This window comes from Citrobacter sp. FDAARGOS_156, from assembly GCF_001559235.2.
In the GTDB taxonomy this organism is placed as follows: Bacteria; Pseudomonadota; Gammaproteobacteria; order Enterobacterales; family Enterobacteriaceae; genus Citrobacter; species Citrobacter youngae.
In genome coordinates, this window is the sequence record NZ_CP014030.2 from 4,060,914 (window position 1) to 4,081,062 (window position 20,149).

The window sequence follows — 20,149 nt, forward strand, 5'->3', positions numbered from 1 at the left end:
GGTGGACGCAATGCGACAGGAACATGTCATTTTATTGAACGAACAGGGCCAACCCTGTGGAACGCTGGAAAAGTATGCGGCGCATACCGCCACAACGCCCCTGCACTCCGCTTTCTCATGCTGGATATTTAACGAGCAGGGGCAACTACTGGTCACCCGCCGGTCGCTGCATAAAAAAGCCTGGCCGGGTGTCTGGACAAACTCGGTGTGCGGTCATCCACAATCAGGGGAAACAACTGAAGACGCCATTATCCGTCGCGCCCGCTTCGAGCTGGGAGCTGACATTCGCGCACTCACGCCCGTATACGCTGATTTTCGCTATTGTGCCGCAGATCCCAGTGGAATTGTGGAAAATGAAGTTTGTCCGGTATACGCCGCACAGCTAATCAGCACGCTGCAGCCGAATGCGGAGGAAGTGATGGATTATCGGTGGAGCAATCTTGAGGATGTGTTATGCGGGATTGACGCTACACCGTGGGCCTTCAGCCCGTGGATGGTAATGCAGGTTTCAGACGATAAGGCGCGAAAATTGTTGCGCGCATTTTCCAGCGGTCATTAATTGCCGGATGACAACGCAAACGCGTTTTATCCGGCCTACGAATCGTCTTCCGCGTAGGCCGGATAAGGCATCAGCCGCCATCCGGCAGTTCACATCTTACTTAACCGGACGCATTGCCGGGAACAGGATCACGTCGCGGATGGTGTGGCTGTTAGTGAACAGCATAACCATACGGTCGATACCAATACCCAGGCCCGCAGTCGGCGGCAGACCGTGTTCCAGAGCGGTAACGTAGTCTTCGTCGTAGAACATCGCTTCGTCATCACCCGCATCTTTGGCGTTAACCTGATCCTGGAAACGCTGCGCCTGATCTTCGGCATCGTTCAGCTCGCTGAAGCCGTTACCGATTTCACGTCCGCCGATGAAGAATTCGAAGCGATCGGTGATTTCCGGGTTTTCGTCATTACGACGCGCCAGCGGAGAAACTTCTGCCGGGTACTCGGTAATGAAGGTCGGTTGAATCAGGTGCGCTTCTGCAACTTCTTCAAAGATCTCGGTCACGATACGACCCAGACCCCAGCTCTTCTCAACTTTGATGCCGATAGATTCAGCAATCGCTTTTGCAGAGTCGAAGTTATCCAGACCGGCCATGTTGGTTTCCGGACGGTATTTCTGAATCGCTTCGCGCATGGTCAGTTTTTCAAACGGCTTACCGAAGTCGAAGACTTCTTCACCGTAAGGCACTTCAGTCGTTCCCAGAACGTTCTGCGCCAACGTACGGAACAGAGATTCGGTCAGTTCGATCAGATCTTTGTAGTCCGCATAAGCCATGTAGAGTTCCATCATGGTGAACTCTGGGTTATGGCGAACAGAGATGCCTTCGTTACGGAAGTTACGGTTAATTTCGAATACGCGTTCGAAGCCGCCAACCACCAGACGCTTGAGGTAAAGTTCCGGCGCAATACGCAGGTACATGTCCAGATCCAGCGCGTTATGATGGGTGATAAACGGACGCGCTGCCGCACCGCCGGGGATCACCTGCATCATCGGGGTTTCAACTTCCATAAAGCCGCGGCCCACCATGAACTGACGGATACCCGCCATGATCTGTGAACGCACTTTAAAGGTGTTGCGGGATTCATCATTAGAGATGAGATCCAGGTAACGCTGGCGGTAACGCGCTTCCTGATCCTGCAGGCCGTGGAATTTATCCGGCAGCGGACGCAGGGCTTTGGTCAGCAGACGCAGCTCGGTACAATGGATGGACAGTTCGCCGGTTTTGGTCTTAAACAACTTACCTTTCGCGCCGAGGATATCGCCCAGATCCCATTTCTTGAACTGCTCGTTGTAGACGCCTTCCGGCAGATCGTCGCGCGCAACGTACAGCTGAATACGGCCGCCCACGTCCTGCAGCGTAACGAATGATGCTTTACCCATAATACGACGGGTCATCATACGGCCAGCAACGGAAACCTCAATGTTCAGCGCTTCCAGCTCTTCGTTTTCTTTCGCGTCGAAGTCAGCATGCAGTTGGTCTGAGGTATGATCGCGACGGAAATCGTTCGGGAACGGGATCCCCTGCTCGCGCAGGCTCGCCAGCTTCTCACGGCGCGTTTTCAGTTCATTGTTAAGGTCGGCTACCGCGTCAGCGCCCTGTGCGTGTTGTTCAGACATGTTGGTTCCTCATAACCCTGCTTTCAAACTTGCTTCGATAAATTGATCCAGGCTGCCATCCAGCACTGCCTGCGTGTTACGGGTTTCAACCCCGGTACGCAGATCTTTAATGCGGGAGTCATCAAGGACATAAGAACGAATCTGGCTACCCCAGCCGATATCTGACTTGGTGTCTTCCATCGCCTGTTTCTCGGCATTCTTCTTTTGCATTTCCAGTTCATAAAGCTTCGCTTTCATCTGCTTCATGGCCTGGTCTTTGTTCTTGTGCTGGGAACGGTCGTTCTGGCACTGCGTCACAATCCCGGTCGGGATGTGGGTGATACGCACCGCAGATTCTGTACGGTTAACGTGCTGACCGCCCGCACCCGAGGCACGGTAAACGTCAATACGCAGATCCGCCGGGTTGATATCGATATCGATATCATCGTCAACTTCCGGGTAGACAAACGCCGAACTGAACGACGTATGGCGACGGCCGCCGGAATCGAACGGGCTTTTACGTACCAGGCGGTGTACACCGGTTTCAGTACGCAGCCAACCGTAAGCATATTCTCCAGCGATTCTGATGGTCACGGATTTAATACCCGCCACTTCACCTTCAGACTCTTCAATAATTTCGGTCTTAAAGCCGCGCGCTTCAGCCCAACGCAGATACATACGCATCAGCATGCTGGCCCAATCCTGCGCTTCGGTACCGCCGGAGCCAGCCTGGATATCGAGATAGCAATCTGCGCTGTCATATTCACCGGAGAACATACGACGGAATTCCAGCTGTGCCAGTTTATCTTCCAGCGTATCGAGTTCTGCTACGGCTTCGTTAAAGGTTTCTTCGTCATCGGCTTCTACAGCCAGTTCCAACAGGCCGGAGACATCTTCCAGGCCCTGGCTCATCTGATCGAGCGTATCAACGATGGCCTCAAGGGAAGAACGTTCTTTACCCAGCGCCTGTGCACGTTCGGGTTCGTTCCACACGTCCGGCTGTTCCAGCTCGGCGTTTACTTCTTCCAGACGCTCTTTCTTGGCATCATAGTCAAAGATACCCCCTAAGAACGTCTGAGCGTTCCGTGAGGTCCTGAATGCGGTTATTTACCGGATTAATTTCAAACATGGTCTGATTTCTTTTATTGAACGAGTCAAAATGCGGTTATAAGAGCGGGATTGTAACCAATCCACACCCTTTTTTATAGCGAATATACACGTCATCCTTCAAGCTGACTCTTTGTTGGCTGCGCGAATTCACCCCAGTCACGTACTCGTTGTACGCTCCTGGGGACTCATTCACTTGCCGCCTCGATGCAGCTTGAATGATTATGTGTATTGTGACGCTAAAGTGGCCAGATATTATCGATTATAATCTGCAGGCTGCGGTTACCGCGAAACTCGTTAATATCCAGTTTGTAGGCAAGCTGAACTTCGCGAACACCGTTATCCGGCCAGCATGTGGTATCGACATTAAACGCAATTCCGTCCAGCAGTGGGCCGCCGCCAACAGGCTCCACCATCACCTTCAGATGACGCTCACCGACCAGGCGCTGCTGAAGCAGGCGGAAATGCCCGTCAAACAGCGGCTCCGGGAACATTTGTCCCCACGGGCCGGCATCGCGCAGCATTTGCGCGACCTCCATGGTCATCTCCGCTGCGCTCAGAGCGCCATCTGATACCACTTCACCCTGCAGTAAGGCGGGATCCAGCCACTCGGTTACCAGTTCGCCGAAACGCTGCTGGAAACGCTCAAACTGCGCTTCTTCCAGCGACAGACCTGCTGCCATCGCATGTCCACCAAACTTAATGATCATGCCGGGATAAAGCGTATCCAGACGCTCCAGCACATCACGCATATGCAGTCCCTGGATCGAACGTCCGGAGCCTTTCAGCGTACCGTCACCTGCCGGGGCAAACGCTATCACTGGGCGATGGAATCGCTCTTTGATGCGCGACGCCAGAATCCCCACCACGCCCTGATGCCACTCTGGGTGGTACATTGCCAGGCCGCCTGGGAGTGTGTCACTACTGCGTTCCAGCTTTTCACACAGGGTCAGTGCTTCTGCCTGCATCCCCTGTTCAATCTCTTTTCGTGTCTGGTTTAGCGCGTCCAGCTCATTGGCCAGCACGCGCGCTTCACCAATGTTGTCACACAGTAGCAGCGCCACGCCGACGGACATATCATCCAGACGACCTGCCGCGTTCAGCCGAGGGCCAAGCGCAAAACCTAAATCACTGGCGGCCAGTTTGAGCGGGTCACGATTGGAAATCTCCAGTAGCGCCTTAATGCCAGGGCGGCACTTTCCAGCACGAATGCGGCTTAAACCTTGCCACGTCAGGATACGGTTATTGGCATCCAGCGGCACCACGTCTGCTACTGTGCCCAAAGCAACCAGATCAAGCAAATCTGCCAGGTTCGGCGGCGCGATACCACGTTCATCAAACCAGCCTTTATCACGCAAAAAGGTGCGCAGCGCCAGCATCAGGTAGAAGGCCACACCAACGCCTGCCAGCGATTTCGACGGGAATTCACAGTCGGGCAGGTTAGGGTTGATGATCGCCTCTGCGCCCGGCAGCGTGTCACCGGGCAGGTGGTGATCGGTCACAACGACCGGGATCCCCAACGTTCTGGCATGTTCGACTCCCGCGTGAGACGAGATGCCGTTGTCTACGGTGACAATTAGCTGAGCGCCCCGGGCATGGGCCTGATCCACGACTTCCGTGCTTAAACCATAGCCGTCTTCAAAACGATTAGGCACCAGGTAGTCAACGTTGCTGCAGCCCAACGCACGCATTGCCAGGATGCTCAGCGCCGTGCTGGTCGCACCATCGGCATCGAAATCCCCCACCACAATGATGTGGGTTCCTTCGCGAAAGGCGTTATAGAGGATCTCAACCGCTTTTTCGACGCCGTTCAAATGCTGCCACGGCAGCATGCCTTTCACGCTACGCTCAAGCTCCTGCGCGCTGCGCACGCCGCGACTGGCGTACAAACGACGCAGCAGCGGCGGCAAGTCGGCTGGTAGCTCGGCGGTCTCGTCGGCTTCACGCCGACGAAGTTGTATCTGTTGTTTCACGCGAATTATTTACCGCTGGTCTGTTTTTCGTGTGCGTCGAGGAATTCTTTCATCTCTTTCGGCCCCTGATAGCCCGGAACAACATAGCCGTTGCTCAGGACAATCGCCGGTGTGCCACTGACGCCAAACTGCACGCCCAGCGCGTAATGATTCGCGATATCCACATCACAGGTCGCCGCTTTCACGCTCTTGCCCGCCATTGCATCGTCAAAGGCTTTGTTTTTATCTTTTGCACACCAGATTGACTTCATGTCCTGCTCGGCCTGGCTTTCCAGCCCCTGTCGAGGGAAGGCCAGATAACGGACGGTGATCCCTAACGCATTGTAGTCTTTCATCTCTTCATGCAACTTGTGGCAGTAACCACAGGTGATGTCGGTGAAAACGGTGATGACGTGTTTTTCCTGCGGCGCTTTGTAGACGATCATCTCTTTTTCCAGCGCATTCAGATGCTTCATCAGCAGTTGATTAGTGACATTTACCGGACTTGCGCCACTTACGTCATACATCGGCCCCTGAATAATATGCTTGCCGTCTTCAGTCACGTACAGCACACCGCTATTGGTCAGTACGGTTTTCATGCCCGCAACCGGAGCAGGTTGAATTTCGGTGCTCTGCACGCCCAGCTTCGCTAATGACTGGCGAATAGCTGCATCGTCTGCATGCACCATGCCTGAAAACGCTGTAGCCAGCAGGGTGAGCATCATAAAACGTTTCTTCATAACCTATCCTTTACTGTCAGCACTCACGCTCGTGGGTGATGCTGTTGATGTAGTTGACGCAAGCGCTCCGTTGCGACATGTGTATAAATCTGCGTAGTCGAGAGATCGCTATGCCCCAGCAGCATCTGCACCACGCGCAGGTCAGCGCCGTGATTGAGCAGATGCGTGGCAAAAGCATGCCGCAATACGTGCGGTGACAGTTTCTCGCTGTCGATCCCTGCTAACACAGCATAGTGTTTAATACGATGCCAGAAAGTCTGACGGGTCATCTGCTGCGCACGCTGGCTGGGAAACAGTACGTCAATCGATACGCCGTTGAGCAACCACGGACGGCCGTGTTCCAGGTATGTTTCCAGCCAGTACACGGCTTCTTCGCCCAACGGCACAAGCCGCTCTTTGTTGCCTTTACCAATCACCCGCACAACGCCCTGGCGCAGACTAATATCGCTCATCGTCAGCCCCACCAACTCTGATACGCGCAACCCCGTAGCGTACAAAACCTCCAGCATCGCTTTGTCGCGTAGCTCAAGCGGTTGGTCAATAAGCGGAGCCTGCAGCAGCCGTTCTACCTGCGCTTCGCTGAGATCTTTTGGCAAACGCTGCGGAAGTTTAGGTGAAGCAAGCGAGGCGCTTGGATCGTCTTCGCGAAATTTTTCGCCGTAAAGATGCTGAAAAAAACGCCGCATGGCACTGAGCAAACGTGCTGAACTGGTGGCTTTATACCCGCCATCCATCCGCTCAGCCAGCAATGCCTGCAAATCATCGCTTTGCGCCGTCGCCAGTGAAATGCCACGATGGTGCAACCATTCAACAAGCATTGTCAGATCGCGACGATACGCACTTAACGTGTTCTCTGCCAGATTTCGTTCCAGCCACAGTGCATCAAGAAACTGCTCGATGCGCGCCAGATCCTGTTCCACTCGCGCCCCTTATTCCACTCTCATTTTTGATGCATTATGCCTCATTGTGCCGGGATTGCGGCGATTCTGTTACACTACCCGCAACGCTACAGCAGAATTGAGATGTTTACGTCATGAACATGGGTCTTTTTTACGGTTCCAGCACCTGCTACACCGAAATGGCAGCAGAAAAAATCCGCGATATCCTGGGTCCCGAACTGGTGACACTGCACAATCTCAAGGATGATTCCCCGGCTCTAATGGAGCAGTATGACGTGCTCATTTTGGGTATTCCAACCTGGGATTTCGGTGAAATTCAGGAAGACTGGGAAGCGGTCTGGGATCAACTGGACAACCTCAACCTGGAAGGCAAGATTGTCGCGCTTTACGGCATGGGCGATCAACTGGGGTACGGTGAGTGGTTCCTTGATGCACTGGGCATGCTGCATGATAAACTGGTCACCAAAGGCGTTAAGTTTGTCGGTTACTGGCCAACAGAAGGTTATGAATTCACCAGTGATAAACCCGTGATTGCCGATGGGCAGTTGTTTGTCGGTTTAGCTCTGGATGAAACGAACCAGTACGACCTCAGCGATGAACGTATCCAGGCATGGTGTGAGCAAATTCTCGGTGAAATGGCCGAACACTGGTCCTGATAGCCAGTTTGCCGGATGACGGCGTGAATGCCTTCTCCGGCTTACATAGCGCGCTAAACCGTAGCTGCTCGCCATCAGTCATTCGCCGGCGTTAACCCTGCTTTACCTGTTGCAGCATTAACCGCCGCAAATCCCGCCACTCAGCGTCATCCATGCTGTCCGCTGCCAGCCACAAATGCTGACGTTTTCCCGCATCTGAACGCAAACGCAGCATCATGCCCGTTTTAATCATCCAGGGTGCACAAACGATAGACCACTCTTGCCCCTGCCAGCGCAGGCGACCGTCCATTAACAGTCTAATCTCTCCCTGACAAGCGTTAATGCGACGCTGACTGCGTACGCTATCAAACACCACCAGAGAGAGCAGCACCAACCATAATGGGGTGTAGCTCAATGGCCAGGGCATCAATAAAATGAATACCGCAACCAGCCCATGAATGAGCAGAGAGAGCCACTGTGCGCGCCATGAAACGCGTAAATCAGATTGCCACTGGACCACGTTCCCGATTCCGTGTCTGGATGAGTCGCACCATCTGCTCCAACTGCTCATCAGCCGGTTTCCCATGATTCATCAACCAGTTAAATAAGTCTGGATCATCACATTCCAGCAGACGGATAAAGATGCGTTTTTCTTCGTCACTTAAGTTGTCATACTCATGTTCAAAAAACGGCATGATAGAGATGTCCAGTTCACGCATACCGCGGCGGCATGCCCAATGAATACGTGCTTTGTTGTTAATATCCATGTTCTTTTCCCTGTCTCGCGAAAACGAAGTATCCGGCTATTGTAACGTGTTTTTCACGCTCTTTTACGGGAATATCAGTAAACGGAAGCGCGATCGCTAAATAAAACCACATTAAGTCAAAGGGTTCACTTTTTTGGATGTCTCCTCGCAAAGCTTAATATAAGGCACAAACAGGATGTTTAAACCGCTTGCAATAGCCTATAGCTCTTTTACCATTAGTCATTATTATCGCGTTAAGCAAATCAGGACATTATTATGGCTTTTACATCGTTTCCTCCTCGCCAGCCGTGTGCGTCGGCACGTTTGCCTCTGACGCTAATGACGCTCGACGACTGGGCTCTCGCCACCATTACCGGCGTCGACAGTGAAAAGTACATCCAGGGCCAGGTCACCGCTGATGTCAGCCAGATGACCGAACAGCAACACCTGCTGGCAGCTCACTGCGATGCCAAAGGTAAAATGTGGAGCAACCTGCGTCTCTTCCGTCAGGCTGATGGTTTTGCCTGGCTTGAACGCCGTAGCCTGCGTGATGCCCAATTGACCGAACTGAAAAAATACGCCGTCTTCTCGAAGGTCGTGATTGCCCCGGATGACGAGCGCGTCCTGCTGGGCGTAGCGGGCTTCCAGGCGCGCGCGGCGCTAGCCAATCTCTTTAGCGAACTGCCAACCAGCGATAAGCAGGTCGTTACCCACGGCGCTTCCGCCCTGCTGTGGTTCGAGCATCCATCTGAACGCTTCCTGCTGATCGTTGATGTCGCAACAGCTGAGATGATTGCGGAGAAACTGCGTGGCGAAGCAGAATTGAATAACAGCCAACAGTGGCTGGCGCTGGATATCGAAGCGGGTATTCCGGTTATTGATACTGCCAACAGCGCACAGTTTATTCCGCAGGCCACCAATCTGCAGGCATTGGGCGGTATCAGCTTTAAAAAAGGCTGCTATACCGGTCAGGAAATGGTTGCTCGTGCAAAATTCCGCGGCGCCAATAAACGCGCCATGTGGACTCTGGCAGGAGCGGCCAGTCGGGTACCGGAAGCGGGTGAAGACCTGGAGCTGAAAATGGGCGAGAACTGGCGTCGTACCGGCACCGTACTCGCCGCGGTACAGCTGGCTGATGGACAAGTGCTGGTGCAGGTTGTGATGAATAACGACATGGAAGCCGACAGCGTGTTCCGCGTTCGCGACGATGCAAAAACGCTGCATATCGTACCGCTGCCGTATTCGCTGGAAGAGTAAAAGATTAACGCCGGATAGCGCACGCTTATCCGGCCTACAGGCACATTTTGTAGGCCGGATAAGGCGTTAGCCGCCATCCGGCATCAAGGGTTACGCTTGACCAACGTACAGATAGATTGCCAGGAAGTGGCAAACGCTGCCACCCAGCACAAAGCCATGCCAGATCGCGTGGTTGTAAGGAATGCGCTTACAGACGTAGAAAATAACGCCCAGCGAATACACGACGCCGCCAACGGCCAGCAACGTCACACCACCCGCCGCCAGCTTAACCGCCAGTTGATACACCACTATCAGCGATAGCCAGCCCATTGTCAGGTAGGTCACCAGCGACAAAACCTTAAAGCGGTGCGCAATAGTCAGTTTGAATAAAATACCGATTAGCGCCAGGCTCCAGATAACAATCATCAGTCCGCGTGCCAGCGGCGAATCCAGCCCCACCAGCAGGAATGGCGTGTAGGTCCCGGCAATCAGCAGATAAATCGCGCAGTGGTCGAATTTTTTCAGCCAGACTTTCGCTCTCTGATGGGGGATCGCATGATACAAGGTTGAGGCAAGGAACAGCAGGATCATGCTGCCGCCGTACAGGCTATAGCTGGTAATAGCCATGGCGCTGGCGTTGGTATCCACTGCCTGAACCAGTAACAGCACCAGTCCGACAATCCCAAACACCAGCCCGATACCGTGACTGATGCTATTGGCTATTTCCTCTGCCAGCGAATATCCCTGCGCGATTAATGGCTTCTGAACCATAAGTTACTCCCCAGAAACGAACACTTTCGTTATTGCGCCTCTAGCGTAACTGAGAATGGTTCCAGTGAACACATGTTAGCTAAAATATTTATCAAATAATAAATAATTAATAAAAATCATATAATTGCATTTTATATTTCAGCTAACAGCTGTACCTGTAAAGTTAAAGGCATTTAAAATCAATCACATAAAATTGCGTTTGATCCGGGTAAATCTCGGCGATCACCTGTTTAAGCTCATCGAGCGCCATGTTTTCCTGCTGGGCATGTTTTTCCGTTAGCGTATCCAGCGTAACCGTTGAGGTGCCGACAACTTCAATCGTGCAGAAGTAGCCCTCATCTTCAAAGCGTCCAACCCGTAGAATGTCCCCGGCTTTAAAGTGTGATTCGGACTCGTCACGAATGGTGATGGTTTTGCGTCCGGCCAGAATGTCATCCTGGAAACGCTGAAAAAAAGTGATGTCATTTGGCTGCATGTTATTATTCCCTGTAGATAAAGTCTGATGAGTGAGTTTTGCCATTGTGAGTATGTTCTCCCACGCTGCCATCGCCAGTCTCAACAATCTTGAGATGCTGGTCTACAACTATGTCATCAAAAACCGTGACAAAGTCATGTACATGACCATTCGCGAACTGGCTGATGCCGTGGGCGTTTCCACCACCACCGTACTGCGCTTTTGCCGCAAGCTTAAGTGTGAGGGTTACTCAGAATTTCGCTTACGCTTCAAATTATATTTAGAGCAGAATGAACCGCAACAGGCTAATTTCGGTGCCAGCGAAATTATCAGCTTCTTTAAAGGCGTCAATAACGACGAGTTCGATAAACTGCTCGATCAGGCTGTTGATATTATATTATCTTCCGAGCGTATTATATTCGTCGGAGCGGGAACGTCTGGAGCGCTGGCAAAATATGGCGCACGTTTTTTCTCAAACGTCGGTAAATTCAGTAATCACATTGACGATCCTTATTTCCCGGTAACTAACGACATGGCCAGAAACGCGCTGGCGATCGTGCTTTCCGTTTCTGGTGAAACAGAAGAGATCCTGCGCTTTGCCAGCCAGTTCAGTCTGCACAACTGTAAGGTTCTGTCTGTCACCAGCCATGAACATTCTCGCCTGGCGAAACTCGCCGACTTTAATCTCTCCTGGCATGTTCCACAAACACGTATTGCCGGGGTATACGATATAACCACGCAGATCCCCGTTATTTATATTCTGGAATCACTCGGTCGCAAGCTGGCGAAAAGAATAGCGTAAAAAAACACTCTGTTTTTTTGATGTAACAAATCACATTTACGCTATTTTGTTATATCGTGACATTTATCTTTCCTTTGTTAGACTCAAAATCAGATTGTATTAATTTGAGACTGAGCGCAGATGAAAAAACTTACCTTACCAAACGATTTTTTATGGGGCGGCGCGGTGGCGGCGCATCAGGTTGAAGGCGGCTGGAACAAAGGTGGCAAAGGCCCCAGCATTTGCGACGTACTGACCGGAGGGGCACACGGCGTTCCGCGAGAAATCACTCAGGAAGTTGAGCCCGGTAAGTACTACCCCAACCACGAAGCTGTCGATTTTTACAGTCATTACAAAGAAGACATCAAGCTGTTTGCCGAGATGGGCTTCAAATGCTTCCGTACGTCAATTGCCTGGACCCGCATCTTCCCGAAAGGGGACGAAACCCAGCCAAATGAAGAAGGGTTAAAATTCTACGACGACATGTTTGATGAACTGCTGAAGTACAACATTGAACCAGTCATCACCCTTTCCCACTTCGAAATGCCGCTGCACCTGGTTCAACAGTACGGTAGCTGGACCAATCGTAAAGTCGTCGATTTCTTTGTCCGTTTTGCTGAAGTCGTTTTTGAGCGCTATAAGCACAAGGTCAAATACTGGATGACCTTCAATGAGATCAACAACCAGCGTAACTGGCGCGCGCCGCTGTTTGGCTATTGCTGCTCCGGCGTGGTGTATACCGAGCATGAAAACCCGGAAGAGACTATGTACCAGGTGCTGCACCACCAGTTCGTGGCCAGCGCTCTGGCAGTAAAAGCCGCACGTCGCATCAACCCGGAAATGAAAGTCGGCTGCATGCTGGCGATGGTGCCACTGTACCCGTTCTCCTGTAAGCCTGAGGATGTGATGTTCGCGCAGAAATCGATGCGTGAGCGTTACGTTTTCACCGATGTTCAACTGCGCGGTTACTACCCGTCTTATGTGCTAAACGAATGGGAACGCCGTGAATTTAACATCAGGATGGAAGACGGCGACGAGCAAATCCTGCGCGAAGGCACCTGTGACTATCTCGGTTTCAGCTACTACATGACCAACGCGGTAAAAGCGGAAGGTGGTAGCGGTGATGCGATTTCCGGCTTTGAGGGTAGCGTACCGAACCCGCACGTCAAAGCATCCGACTGGGGCTGGCAGATTGACCCCGTCGGTCTGCGCTATGCCTTATGTGAGCTGTATGAACGCTACCAGAAGCCGCTGTTTATCGTTGAAAACGGATTTGGTGCCTACGACAAAGTGGAAGAAGACGGCAGCATCAACGACGACTATCGCATCGACTATCTGCGCGCTCACGTCGAAGAAATGATGAAAGCAGTAACGTATGATGGCGTAGACCTGATGGGCTACACGCCGTGGGGCTGCATCGACTGCGTGTCATTCACCACCGGCCAGTACAGCAAACGGTATGGCTTTATCTATGTGAATAAACACGACGACGGCACCGGCGATATGTCGCGTTCGCGCAAGAAGAGTTTTGAGTGGTATAAAACGGTGATTGCCAGCAACGGCGAGAATTTGTGATTTTTTGCCGGATGGCGCTGCGCCATCCGGCAATCAAGTCCCTACTTCCCGCCCGCCAGTTCCAGAAAACTGCCCGTTACGTAAGATGCCTTCTCGCTCAGTAGCCAGGTAATTGCCTGCGCGACTTCTTCCGGCTGCCCGCCACGCTGCATAGGCAACATAGATTTCACGCGATCGACTCTTCCCGGTTCGCCGCCTGACGCATGCATTTCAGTGTAGATCAGACCCGGCCGCACACCGTTCACGCGGATACCCTGCGCCGCAACCTCCAGCGCCAGACCGGTGGTAAGCGTGTCCACCGCGCCTTTCGAGGCCGCGTAATCAACATATTCGAATGGCGCACCAAGCCGCGATGCCGCTGAAGAGACATTCACAATCGCCCCGCCCTGACCGCCGTGCTTGAACGACATGCGCTTTAACGCTTCCCGACAGCACAGAAAATAGCCGGTAACATTGGTCGCCAGAACGCGATTAATGCGTTCGGCGGTTAAGTTTTCGACCGTGCTTTGCTCAAACAAGATCCCGGCATTATTCACCAGGGCAGTCAGCGGCTCGCCTTCACGGTCAATAGACTCAAACATTGCCACCACCTGGCTTTCATCACTGATATCCGCACGCAAAGCAATTGCTTTACCGCCTGCAGCGATGATGTAGTTCACCACCTCGGTTGCCGCACGAATATTGTGATGAAAATTCACGGCGACCGTGTAACCCTCTTGCGCCAGTTGCAGCGCGGTTGCTCGACCAATGCCACGACTGCCGCCCGTCACCAATGCTATAGCCATAACGTTTCTCCCAAAAAATAAAGGCGCCGAAGCGCCTTTAAAAGATAGTTGAATCAGCAGATTACTGATATTCGCTCATCGGTACGCAGGAGCAGAACAGGTTACGGTCACCGTAAACATCATCAAGGCGTTTCACGGTTGGCCAGTATTTGTTCGCCACACCCGCCGGGAAGACGGCGATTTCGCGGCTATAACCGTGGTTCCACTCCGCTACCAGCTCGTTTTGCGTGTGCGGTGAGTTAACCAGCGGGTTATCTTCCAGTGACCATTCACCGGCTTTCACGCGATCGATCTCAGCGCGGATTGCCAGCATCGCATTGATAAAGCGATCCAGTTCCACTTTGCTTTCAGATTCTGTCGGTTCAACCATCAGGGTACCCGCGACCGGGAATGACATAGTCGGTGCATGGAAACCGTAATCGATTAGGCGCTTGGCAATATCCAGTTCGCTGATGCCGGTCTCTTCTTTCAGTGGGCGAATGTCGAGAATACATTCATGCGCCACGCGACCATCGCGACCGGTATACAGTACCGGATAAGCATCTTTCAGACGGCTGGCAATGTAGTTAGCGTTAAGGATCGCCACCTGGCTTGCCTGCTTCAGACCTTCTGCGCCCATCATACGGATGTACATCCAGCTGATTGGCAAAATGGATGCGCTGCCGAACGGTGCTGCAGAAACTGCGCCCTGACGGGTCAGCATTCCTTCAATCTGCACTACGCTGTGGCCCGGTACGAACGGTGCCAGATGTGATTTCACGCCGATCGGTCCCATACCTGGGCCGCCGCCGCCGTGCGGAATGCAGAATGTTTTATGCAGGTTGAGGTGCGAGACATCTGCGCCAATAAAGCCCGGCGTGGTGATCCCAACCTGAGCGTTCATGTTCGCACCATCAAGGTAAACCTGGCCGCCGAACTGGTGCACAACGTCGCACACTTCACGGATCGTTTCTTCATAAACGCCGTGGGTGGATGGGTAGGTCACCATGATGCAAGAAAGGTTGTCGGCATGTTGTTCTGCTTTTGCTCGCAGATCGTCCAGGTCGATGTTGCCGTTCTTATCACAGGCGACAACCACGACCTGCATACCCGCCATCTGTGCAGATGCCGGGTTAGTACCGTGGGCAGAGGCCGGGATCAGGCAGATATCGCGATGACCTTCGTTACGGCTTTCGTGATAATGACGAATCGCCAGCAGACCCGCATACTCGCCCTGCGCGCCGGAGTTCGGCTGCATGCAGACGGCATCATAACCGGTCAGTTTTACCAGCCACTCGGAAAGCTGGCCGATCATCTGGTGATAACCTTCAGCCTGCTCTGGCGGGCAGAACGGATGCAGCTCAGCGAATTCAGGCCATGTGATAGGGATCATCTCGGCAGCGGCGTTGAGTTTCATGGTGCAGGAACCCAGCGGGATCATTGCCTGATTCAGCGCCAGATCTTTACGCTCCAGTGAGTGCATGTAGCGCATCATCTCGGTTTCGCTGTGGTAGCGGTTGAACACCGGATGGCTGAGGATCGCATCGTCACGCAGCATGCTTTCCTGAATAGAACGACTGTCGAGCGCCACGTCTTTATCCAGCGTATCGATGTTCAGGCCGTGACTGTCGCCCAGCAGAACATTGAACAACTGCACCACGTTTTCACGGGTGGTGGTTTCATCGAGCGTAATACCTACCGCGTTATGGATATCGCTACGCAGGTTGATTTCTGCCGCTTCGGCACGCGCCAGTACCGCCGCTTTGTCGGCCACTTCAACACACAGAGTGTCGAAGTAGTGCGCATGACGCAGCTTCAATCCTTTCTGTTGCAGACCGGCTGCCAGAATATCAGTCAGGCGGTGGATGCGATTAGCAATGCGTTTCAGGCCAACCGGACCATGATAAACGGCATACAGGCTGGCGATGTTGGCCAGCAGAACCTGCGAGGTACAAATGTTGGAGTTCGCTTTCTCGCGGCGGATATGCTGCTCACGAGTCTGCATCGCCATGCGCAGTGCGGTATTGCCCGCCGCATCTTTGGAGACGCCGATAATACGGCCTGGCATGGAGCGTTTGAATTCGTCTTTAGCGGCGAAAAATGCCGCGTGTGGGCCACCGTAACCCATCGGTACGCCGAAGCGTTGTGCAGAACCGAAAACGATATCCGCGCCCTGTTTGCCCGGAGCAGTCAGCAGTACCAGCGCCATAAAGTCGGCAGCGACACTGACCACAACTTTACGGGATTTCAGCTCGGTAATCAGTTTGCTGTAGTCATGCACTTCACCGGTGGTGCCAACCTGCTGCAACAGCACGCCAAACACATCCTGGTGATCCAGTGCTTTCGCCGCGTCATCAACAATGACGTCAAAACCAAAGGTTTGCGCACGAGTACGCACGACGTCCAGCGTTTGCGGATGAACATCAGCCGCAACAAAGAAGCGGTTGGCGTTTTTCAGTTTGCTGACGCGTTTTGCCATCGCCATCGCTTCAGCCGCAGCGGTAGCTTCATCCAGCAGAGAAGCGGAGGCCATGTCTAGCCCCGTCAGATCCAGTGTGACCTGTTGGAAGTTGAGCAGCGCTTCCAGGCGCCCCTGAGAAACTTCTGGCTGATACGGCGTATACGCAGTGTACCAGCCCGGGTTTTCCAGCATGTTGCGCAGGATAACCGGTGGCAGCTGCACGGCGGTGTAGCCCATGCCAATGTAGGACGTGAAGCGCTTGTTACGCCCAGCGATGGCTTTTAATTCAGCCAGCGCAGCGTATTCGGTCGCCGCCTCGCCCACCTGCGGCGGGGTTGCGAGCTGAATGTCTTTCGGCACAATCTGGCCGATCAGCGCGTTTAACGACTCGGCGCCAACCGCATTCAGCATCTCTTGCTGCTGCGCGGCGTCCGGTCCGATGTGGCGTTCAATGAAAGCGCCGCTGTTTTCAAGCTGGCTTAACGTCTGTGTCATGGGCGATGGTTCCTGAAACGTGCAGTGAATCGTAGGTGTCTCTACTTACCTGAATACGCAAAATAATTCGCGTTGCAGGACGGCGGCGACGCAGCACATCCCCAGGAGCTTACATAAGTAAGTGACTGGGGTGAGCGAGGAAGCCAACACACCTGCAACGTGAAGGATGAAGCGTATTTACTCGTCTTCTAACAAAGCTTCGTATGCGGTCGCATCCAGCAGCGATTCAATTTCGCTTTCATCGCTGGCTTTGATTTTGAAAATCCAGCCCCCCGCATATGGCTCGCTGTTGACCAGTTCCGGGGAGTCGCTAAGCGCGTCGTTGACCGCAACAATCTCACCGCCTACTGGCGCATAGATATCGGAAGCCGCTTTTACGGACTCCGCAACGGCACAATCATCGCCCGCGCTGACGGTTGAGCCAACTTCGGGCAGGTCAACGAAAACCATGTCACCTAACAGCTCCTGAGCGTGTTCGGTGATACCAACGGTGTAAGAACCGTCAGCTTCTTTGCGCAGCCATTCATGTTCTTTGCTGTATTTCAGTTCTGCAGGTACGTTGCTCATCAATCAATCTCCAAAAAAGGATGAATTACGCAACGGCTTTGCCGTTACGCACAAAAACAGGTTTAGTGACTTTAACTGGCATTTCGCGGTTACGAATTTGCACAATCGCCGTGTCGCCGATACCCGCAGGGACACGAGCCAGCGCGATGCTGTAACCCAGGGTTGGGGAGAATGTCCCGCTGGTGATAATGCCTTCCTGCTGGTTGCCGGAAGCATCGGTGAAACGCACCGGCAGCTCATTACGCAGCACGCCTTTCTCGGTCATCACCAGCCCGACCAGCTGTTCGTGGCCTTTTTCACGCTGCATTTCCAACGCTTCACGACCGATAAAGTCGCGGTCAGCCGGTTCCCATGCGATGGTCCAGCCCATGTTAGCTGCCAGCGGAGAAATGCCTTCGTCCATCTCCTGACCGTACAGGTTCATACCAGCTTCTAAACGCAGCGTATCACGCGCGCCCAGACCGCAAGGCTGAACACCGGCTTCGACCAGCGCACGCCAGAAATCCGCGGCCTTTTCATTCGGCATGGCAATTTCATAGCCTGCTTCGCCGGTATAACCGGTGGTTGCGATAAACAAGCCACCCGCCTGAACGCCGAAGAAAGGTTTCATACCTTCAACTGCATGGCGTTGCTCGTCAGTAAACAGGGTGGCTGCTTTTGCCTGCGCGTTTGGTCCCTGCACCGCGATCAGCGACAGGTCGTCACGAACGGTGATGTCGATAGCGTATGGTTCAGCGTGTTGGGTAATCCAGGAGAGGTCTTTTTCGCGGGTGGCGGAGTTTACAACGAGGCGGAAGAAATCTTCAGTGAAGTAGTAGACAATCAGGTCATCTATCACGCCGCCCGAAGCGTTGAGCATACCGGAGTAGAGGGCTTTGCCTGTCTTCGTTAGCTTCGCGACGTCGTTTGCCAGCAGATAACGCAAGAACTCCCGGGTGCGGCTACCGCGCAGGTCGACGATGGTCATATGCGACACATCAAACATACCGGCATCGGTGCGGACAGCATGGTGCTCATCGAGCTGAGAGCCGTAATGCAGCGGCATCATCCAGCCATGGAAATCAACCATGCGCGCGCCACATAGCGTGTGTTGTTCGTACAAAGGAGTCTGTTGAGCCATCTTTTCCTCGTTGAATAAGCGGGGCTATCAACTCTTTCGCGGTGAAATTGTCGCCACGAAACCCAGCGCCACAGCCGCTCCAGGGGCTGCGACGCAAACGTTCTCTTTGTCCTGAACTTACCACCGAAACAGACGCTAAACCATAAGGCAAAATTAACCATCACATTAGCTTATGACTAAAAATGACCAGATCGACGACAGCATAAAAAACCAGTAAAACGCCAATGCATCAGAACAACAGACATATATAAGCGAAGTTAAGCCGTATCAATCCATATTAAATGTGGAAAAAATGTCAAAAATGGCGTTATGAAAAAAACGTAATATTAAAAAAACTAATGCGAAAAAAGGCGTGGAATTAGATTATTTCAAATGAGAGAACCATCCCGGCGCGCAGGCCGGGAGAGGAAAGTGTGACGGGTTTCAAACTCTTAAGATTGTCCTTACGGACACTAGCGTAGCCACTCAGGAAGATCGTTCAGTCCCATCGCCTGGCGGATGAGTTGCGGTTTTACGCCCGGGAGGGTATCGGCCAGTTTCAGACCAATATCACGCAGCAGTTTTTTCGCCGGATTCTCGCCAGCAAACAGCTCACGGAAACCCTGCATCCCCGCCAGCATCAGCGCTGCGCTGTGCTTACGGCTACGTTCATAACGGCGCAGATAGAGGTACTGACCAATATCTTTGCCCTGACGCTGTAGCCGCTTAAGCTCGTCGATCAGCTCCGCCGCATCCATGAAGCCAAGGTTCACCCCCTGGCCCGCCAGCGGGTGGATGGTATGCGCCGCATCACCCACCAGGGCCATACGATGGGCGGCAAACTGGCGGGCATAGCGTCCAGTCAGCGGAAACGTCTGGCGTTCGCTCTCAAGGCTGCACAGCCCCAGGCGATTATCAAAAGCGATATTCAGCGCCTGATTGAAATCATCTGCACTTGCCTGCTGCATACGTTCTGCTTCCTGCGGCGAGAGCGACCAGACGATAGAACACAAGTGTGGATCGCTAAGCGGCAGGAATGCCAGGATACCTTCGCCATGAAATGCCTGACGCGCAACCGCACCGTGGGCTTCCTGCGTACGGATTGTCGCCACCAGCGCATGATGGCGGTAATCCCAGAAGGTGAGCGGAATATCCGCTTTGTTGCGCAGCCAGGAGTTAGCGCCATCGGCACCGACGACCAGGCGTGCCGTCAGCATTGCGCCATCTTTCAGGGTCAGAAATGCCTCGTTCTCACCCCAGGCCACCTGCTGTAATTCAGCGGGTGCCAGCAGCGTAATATCCGCTGAACGCTGCGCCTTTTGCCACAGCGCATAATGAATCTCTGAGTTTTCGACAATGTGCCCCAAATGGCTGTAGCCCATGCTCTGGTCATCAAACGCAATACGTCCAAAGCTGTCTTTGTCCCAGACTTCCATGCCGTGGTAGCAGCAAGCGCGACGGGCTACAATATCGGACCAGACGCCAAGACGGGTCAGCAGTTTTTCGCTGGCGGCATTAATAGCCGATACGCGAAGCTGAGGAGGTGCATCCGCCGCCAAAGGCTGCGGGACATGTTGTTCCAACACCGCAACGCGCAACCCGCTGCCCTGCAAGCCGCAGGCAACCGCCAGTCCCACCATGCCGCCACCCACAATTGCTACATCAACACTTTGCACTGTTTATACCTCGAAACCTGTAATCCGTAGGCCTGATAA

19 protein-coding genes are annotated in these 20,149 nt (G+C 53.2%); 5 read left to right on the forward strand and 14 right to left on the reverse strand.

Features of this window, described 5'->3' with window-relative positions; translation table 11 throughout:
• The first annotated feature begins 10 nt into the window (after positions 1-10).
• Complete coding sequence (gene idi / locus AL515_RS19940) at positions 11-559, forward strand: isopentenyl-diphosphate Delta-isomerase (protein ID WP_048213161.1); 549 nt, start codon at positions 11-13, stop codon at positions 557-559.
• Positions 560-655: 96 nt separating this feature from the next.
• Here the strand turns inward: idi and lysS are convergent, their stop codons facing one another.
• The 5 genes from lysS to xerD form a co-directional block, all read right to left on the reverse strand.
• A complete protein-coding gene (gene lysS / locus AL515_RS19945; protein WP_061068518.1) occupies positions 656-2,173 on the reverse strand; it encodes a lysine--tRNA ligase in 1,518 nt (505 codons plus the stop codon).
• Positions 2,174-2,182: 9 nt separating this feature from the next.
• A protein-coding gene (gene prfB / locus AL515_RS19950) for a peptide chain release factor 2 (RefSeq protein ID WP_096878465.1) occupies positions 2,183-3,281 on the reverse strand; the annotation gives its coding sequence in 2 pieces (ribosomal slippage) (positions 2,183-3,205 and positions 3,207-3,281; 1,098 coding nt in all).
• Positions 3,282-3,498: 217 nt separating this feature from the next.
• Positions 3,499-5,232, reverse strand: coding sequence for a single-stranded-DNA-specific exonuclease RecJ (recJ, locus tag AL515_RS19955; RefSeq protein ID WP_061068519.1), 1,734 nt, complete (start codon positions 5,230-5,232; stop codon positions 3,499-3,501).
• A 5-nt stretch (positions 5,233-5,237) separates the two neighbouring features.
• Positions 5,238-5,951 (reverse strand): bifunctional protein-disulfide isomerase/oxidoreductase DsbC, encoded by a 714-nt coding sequence (gene dsbC, locus AL515_RS19960; protein WP_048213163.1) that lies wholly within the window; start codon positions 5,949-5,951, stop codon positions 5,238-5,240.
• A gap of 23 nt (positions 5,952-5,974) precedes the next feature.
• Positions 5,975-6,871 (reverse strand): site-specific tyrosine recombinase XerD, encoded by an 897-nt coding sequence (xerD, locus tag AL515_RS19965; RefSeq protein WP_005123354.1) that lies wholly within the window; start codon positions 6,869-6,871, stop codon positions 5,975-5,977.
• A gap of 113 nt (positions 6,872-6,984) precedes the next feature.
• On the opposite strand from xerD, the gene fldB reads away from it, so the two are divergent.
• On the forward strand, positions 6,985-7,506 hold the full coding sequence (gene fldB, locus AL515_RS19970) for a flavodoxin FldB (RefSeq protein WP_048213164.1): 522 nt from the start codon (positions 6,985-6,987) through the stop codon (positions 7,504-7,506).
• Between the two features lie 91 nt (positions 7,507-7,597).
• On the opposite strand, the gene AL515_RS19975 is transcribed toward fldB, so the two are convergent.
• Both AL515_RS19975 and sdhE read right to left on the reverse strand, forming a co-directional pair.
• Positions 7,598-8,005, reverse strand: a complete 408-nt coding sequence (locus AL515_RS19975; RefSeq protein WP_048213165.1) for a protein YgfX — start codon at positions 8,003-8,005, stop codon at positions 7,598-7,600.
• Positions 7,986-8,252, reverse strand: a complete 267-nt coding sequence (gene sdhE, locus AL515_RS19980; RefSeq protein WP_005123351.1) for an FAD assembly factor SdhE — start codon at positions 8,250-8,252, stop codon at positions 7,986-7,988. Before sdhE ends, AL515_RS19975 begins: the two co-directional genes overlap by 20 nt.
• A gap of 255 nt (positions 8,253-8,507) precedes the next feature.
• Here sdhE and ygfZ point away from each other — a divergent pair, with 255 nt between their 5' ends.
• Positions 8,508-9,488, forward strand: coding sequence for a tRNA-modifying protein YgfZ (gene ygfZ / locus AL515_RS19985; RefSeq protein ID WP_048213166.1), 981 nt, complete (start codon positions 8,508-8,510; stop codon positions 9,486-9,488).
• Between the two features lie 90 nt (positions 9,489-9,578).
• On the opposite strand, the gene trhA is transcribed toward ygfZ, so the two are convergent.
• Both trhA and yqfB read right to left on the reverse strand, forming a co-directional pair.
• Positions 9,579-10,238: a PAQR family membrane homeostasis protein TrhA gene (gene trhA, locus AL515_RS19990; RefSeq protein ID WP_003026947.1), complete on the reverse strand. Its 660-nt coding sequence runs from the start codon at positions 10,236-10,238 to the stop codon at positions 9,579-9,581.
• A gap of 163 nt (positions 10,239-10,401) precedes the next feature.
• The gene (yqfB, locus tag AL515_RS19995) at positions 10,402-10,713 is read right to left on the reverse strand and encodes a N(4)-acetylcytidine aminohydrolase (RefSeq protein WP_048213167.1); all 312 of its coding nucleotides are present in this window, start codon (positions 10,711-10,713) and stop codon (positions 10,402-10,404) included.
• Positions 10,714-10,765: 52 nt separating this feature from the next.
• Between yqfB and AL515_RS20000 the strand changes: the two genes are divergently transcribed.
• Together AL515_RS20000 and bglA are read left to right on the forward strand one after the other, a co-directional pair.
• Positions 10,766-11,494 carry a MurR/RpiR family transcriptional regulator gene (locus tag AL515_RS20000; protein ID WP_061068520.1) on the forward strand — a complete coding sequence of 243 codons (729 nt, stop codon included), beginning with the start codon at positions 10,766-10,768 and terminating at the stop codon, positions 11,492-11,494.
• A 120-nt stretch (positions 11,495-11,614) separates the two neighbouring features.
• Positions 11,615-13,048 carry a 6-phospho-beta-glucosidase BglA gene (bglA, locus tag AL515_RS20005; RefSeq protein ID WP_061068521.1) on the forward strand — a complete coding sequence of 478 codons (1,434 nt, stop codon included), beginning with the start codon at positions 11,615-11,617 and terminating at the stop codon, positions 13,046-13,048.
• A gap of 41 nt (positions 13,049-13,089) precedes the next feature.
• On the opposite strand, the gene AL515_RS20010 is transcribed toward bglA, so the two are convergent.
• From AL515_RS20010 to ubiI, 5 genes are all read right to left on the reverse strand, one after another.
• Positions 13,090-13,833 (reverse strand): SDR family oxidoreductase, encoded by a 744-nt coding sequence (locus tag AL515_RS20010; protein WP_048213169.1) that lies wholly within the window; start codon positions 13,831-13,833, stop codon positions 13,090-13,092.
• 61 nt (positions 13,834-13,894) lie between these two features.
• Positions 13,895-16,768: an aminomethyl-transferring glycine dehydrogenase gene (gcvP, locus tag AL515_RS20015; protein ID WP_048213170.1), complete on the reverse strand. Its 2,874-nt coding sequence runs from the start codon at positions 16,766-16,768 to the stop codon at positions 13,895-13,897.
• Positions 16,769-16,945: 177 nt separating this feature from the next.
• Positions 16,946-17,335, reverse strand: coding sequence for a glycine cleavage system protein GcvH (gcvH, locus tag AL515_RS20020; protein WP_005123344.1), 390 nt, complete (start codon positions 17,333-17,335; stop codon positions 16,946-16,948).
• Positions 17,336-17,360: 25 nt separating this feature from the next.
• Positions 17,361-18,455, reverse strand: coding sequence for a glycine cleavage system aminomethyltransferase GcvT (gene gcvT / locus AL515_RS20025; RefSeq protein ID WP_061068522.1), 1,095 nt, complete (start codon positions 18,453-18,455; stop codon positions 17,361-17,363).
• 452 nt (positions 18,456-18,907) lie between these two features.
• Positions 18,908-20,110, reverse strand: a complete 1,203-nt coding sequence (gene ubiI, locus AL515_RS20030; protein ID WP_061068523.1) for an FAD-dependent 2-octaprenylphenol hydroxylase — start codon at positions 20,108-20,110, stop codon at positions 18,908-18,910.
• Between the last annotated feature and the right edge of the window lie 39 nt (positions 20,111-20,149).

Bases quoted from the DNA above. Each gene is read 5' to 3' on its own strand.
- idi (WP_048213161.1), top strand. From the start codon at position 11: ATGCGACAGGAACATGTCATTTTATTGAACGAACAGGGCCAACCCTGT.
- lysS (WP_061068518.1), bottom strand. From the start codon at position 2,173: ATGTCTGAACAACACGCACAGGGCGCTGACGCGGTAGCCGACCTTAAC.
- dsbC (WP_048213163.1), bottom strand. From the start codon at position 5,951: ATGAAGAAACGTTTTATGATGCTCACCCTGCTGGCTACAGCGTTTTCA.
- fldB (WP_048213164.1), top strand. From the start codon at position 6,985: ATGAACATGGGTCTTTTTTACGGTTCCAGCACCTGCTACACCGAAATG.
- sdhE (WP_005123351.1), bottom strand. From the start codon at position 8,252: ATGGATATTAACAACAAAGCACGTATTCATTGGGCATGCCGCCGCGGT.
- ygfZ (WP_048213166.1), top strand. From the start codon at position 8,508: ATGGCTTTTACATCGTTTCCTCCTCGCCAGCCGTGTGCGTCGGCACGT.
- trhA (WP_003026947.1), bottom strand. From the start codon at position 10,238: ATGGTTCAGAAGCCATTAATCGCGCAGGGATATTCGCTGGCAGAGGAA.
- yqfB (WP_048213167.1), bottom strand. From the start codon at position 10,713: ATGCAGCCAAATGACATCACTTTTTTTCAGCGTTTCCAGGATGACATT.
- AL515_RS20000 (WP_061068520.1), top strand. From the start codon at position 10,766: ATGTTCTCCCACGCTGCCATCGCCAGTCTCAACAATCTTGAGATGCTG.
- bglA (WP_061068521.1), top strand. From the start codon at position 11,615: ATGAAAAAACTTACCTTACCAAACGATTTTTTATGGGGCGGCGCGGTG.
- AL515_RS20010 (WP_048213169.1), bottom strand. From the start codon at position 13,833: ATGGCTATAGCATTGGTGACGGGCGGCAGTCGTGGCATTGGTCGAGCA.
- gcvP (WP_048213170.1), bottom strand. From the start codon at position 16,768: ATGACACAGACGTTAAGCCAGCTTGAAAACAGCGGCGCTTTCATTGAA.
- gcvH (WP_005123344.1), bottom strand. From the start codon at position 17,335: ATGAGCAACGTACCTGCAGAACTGAAATACAGCAAAGAACATGAATGG.
- gcvT (WP_061068522.1), bottom strand. From the start codon at position 18,455: ATGGCTCAACAGACTCCTTTGTACGAACAACACACGCTATGTGGCGCG.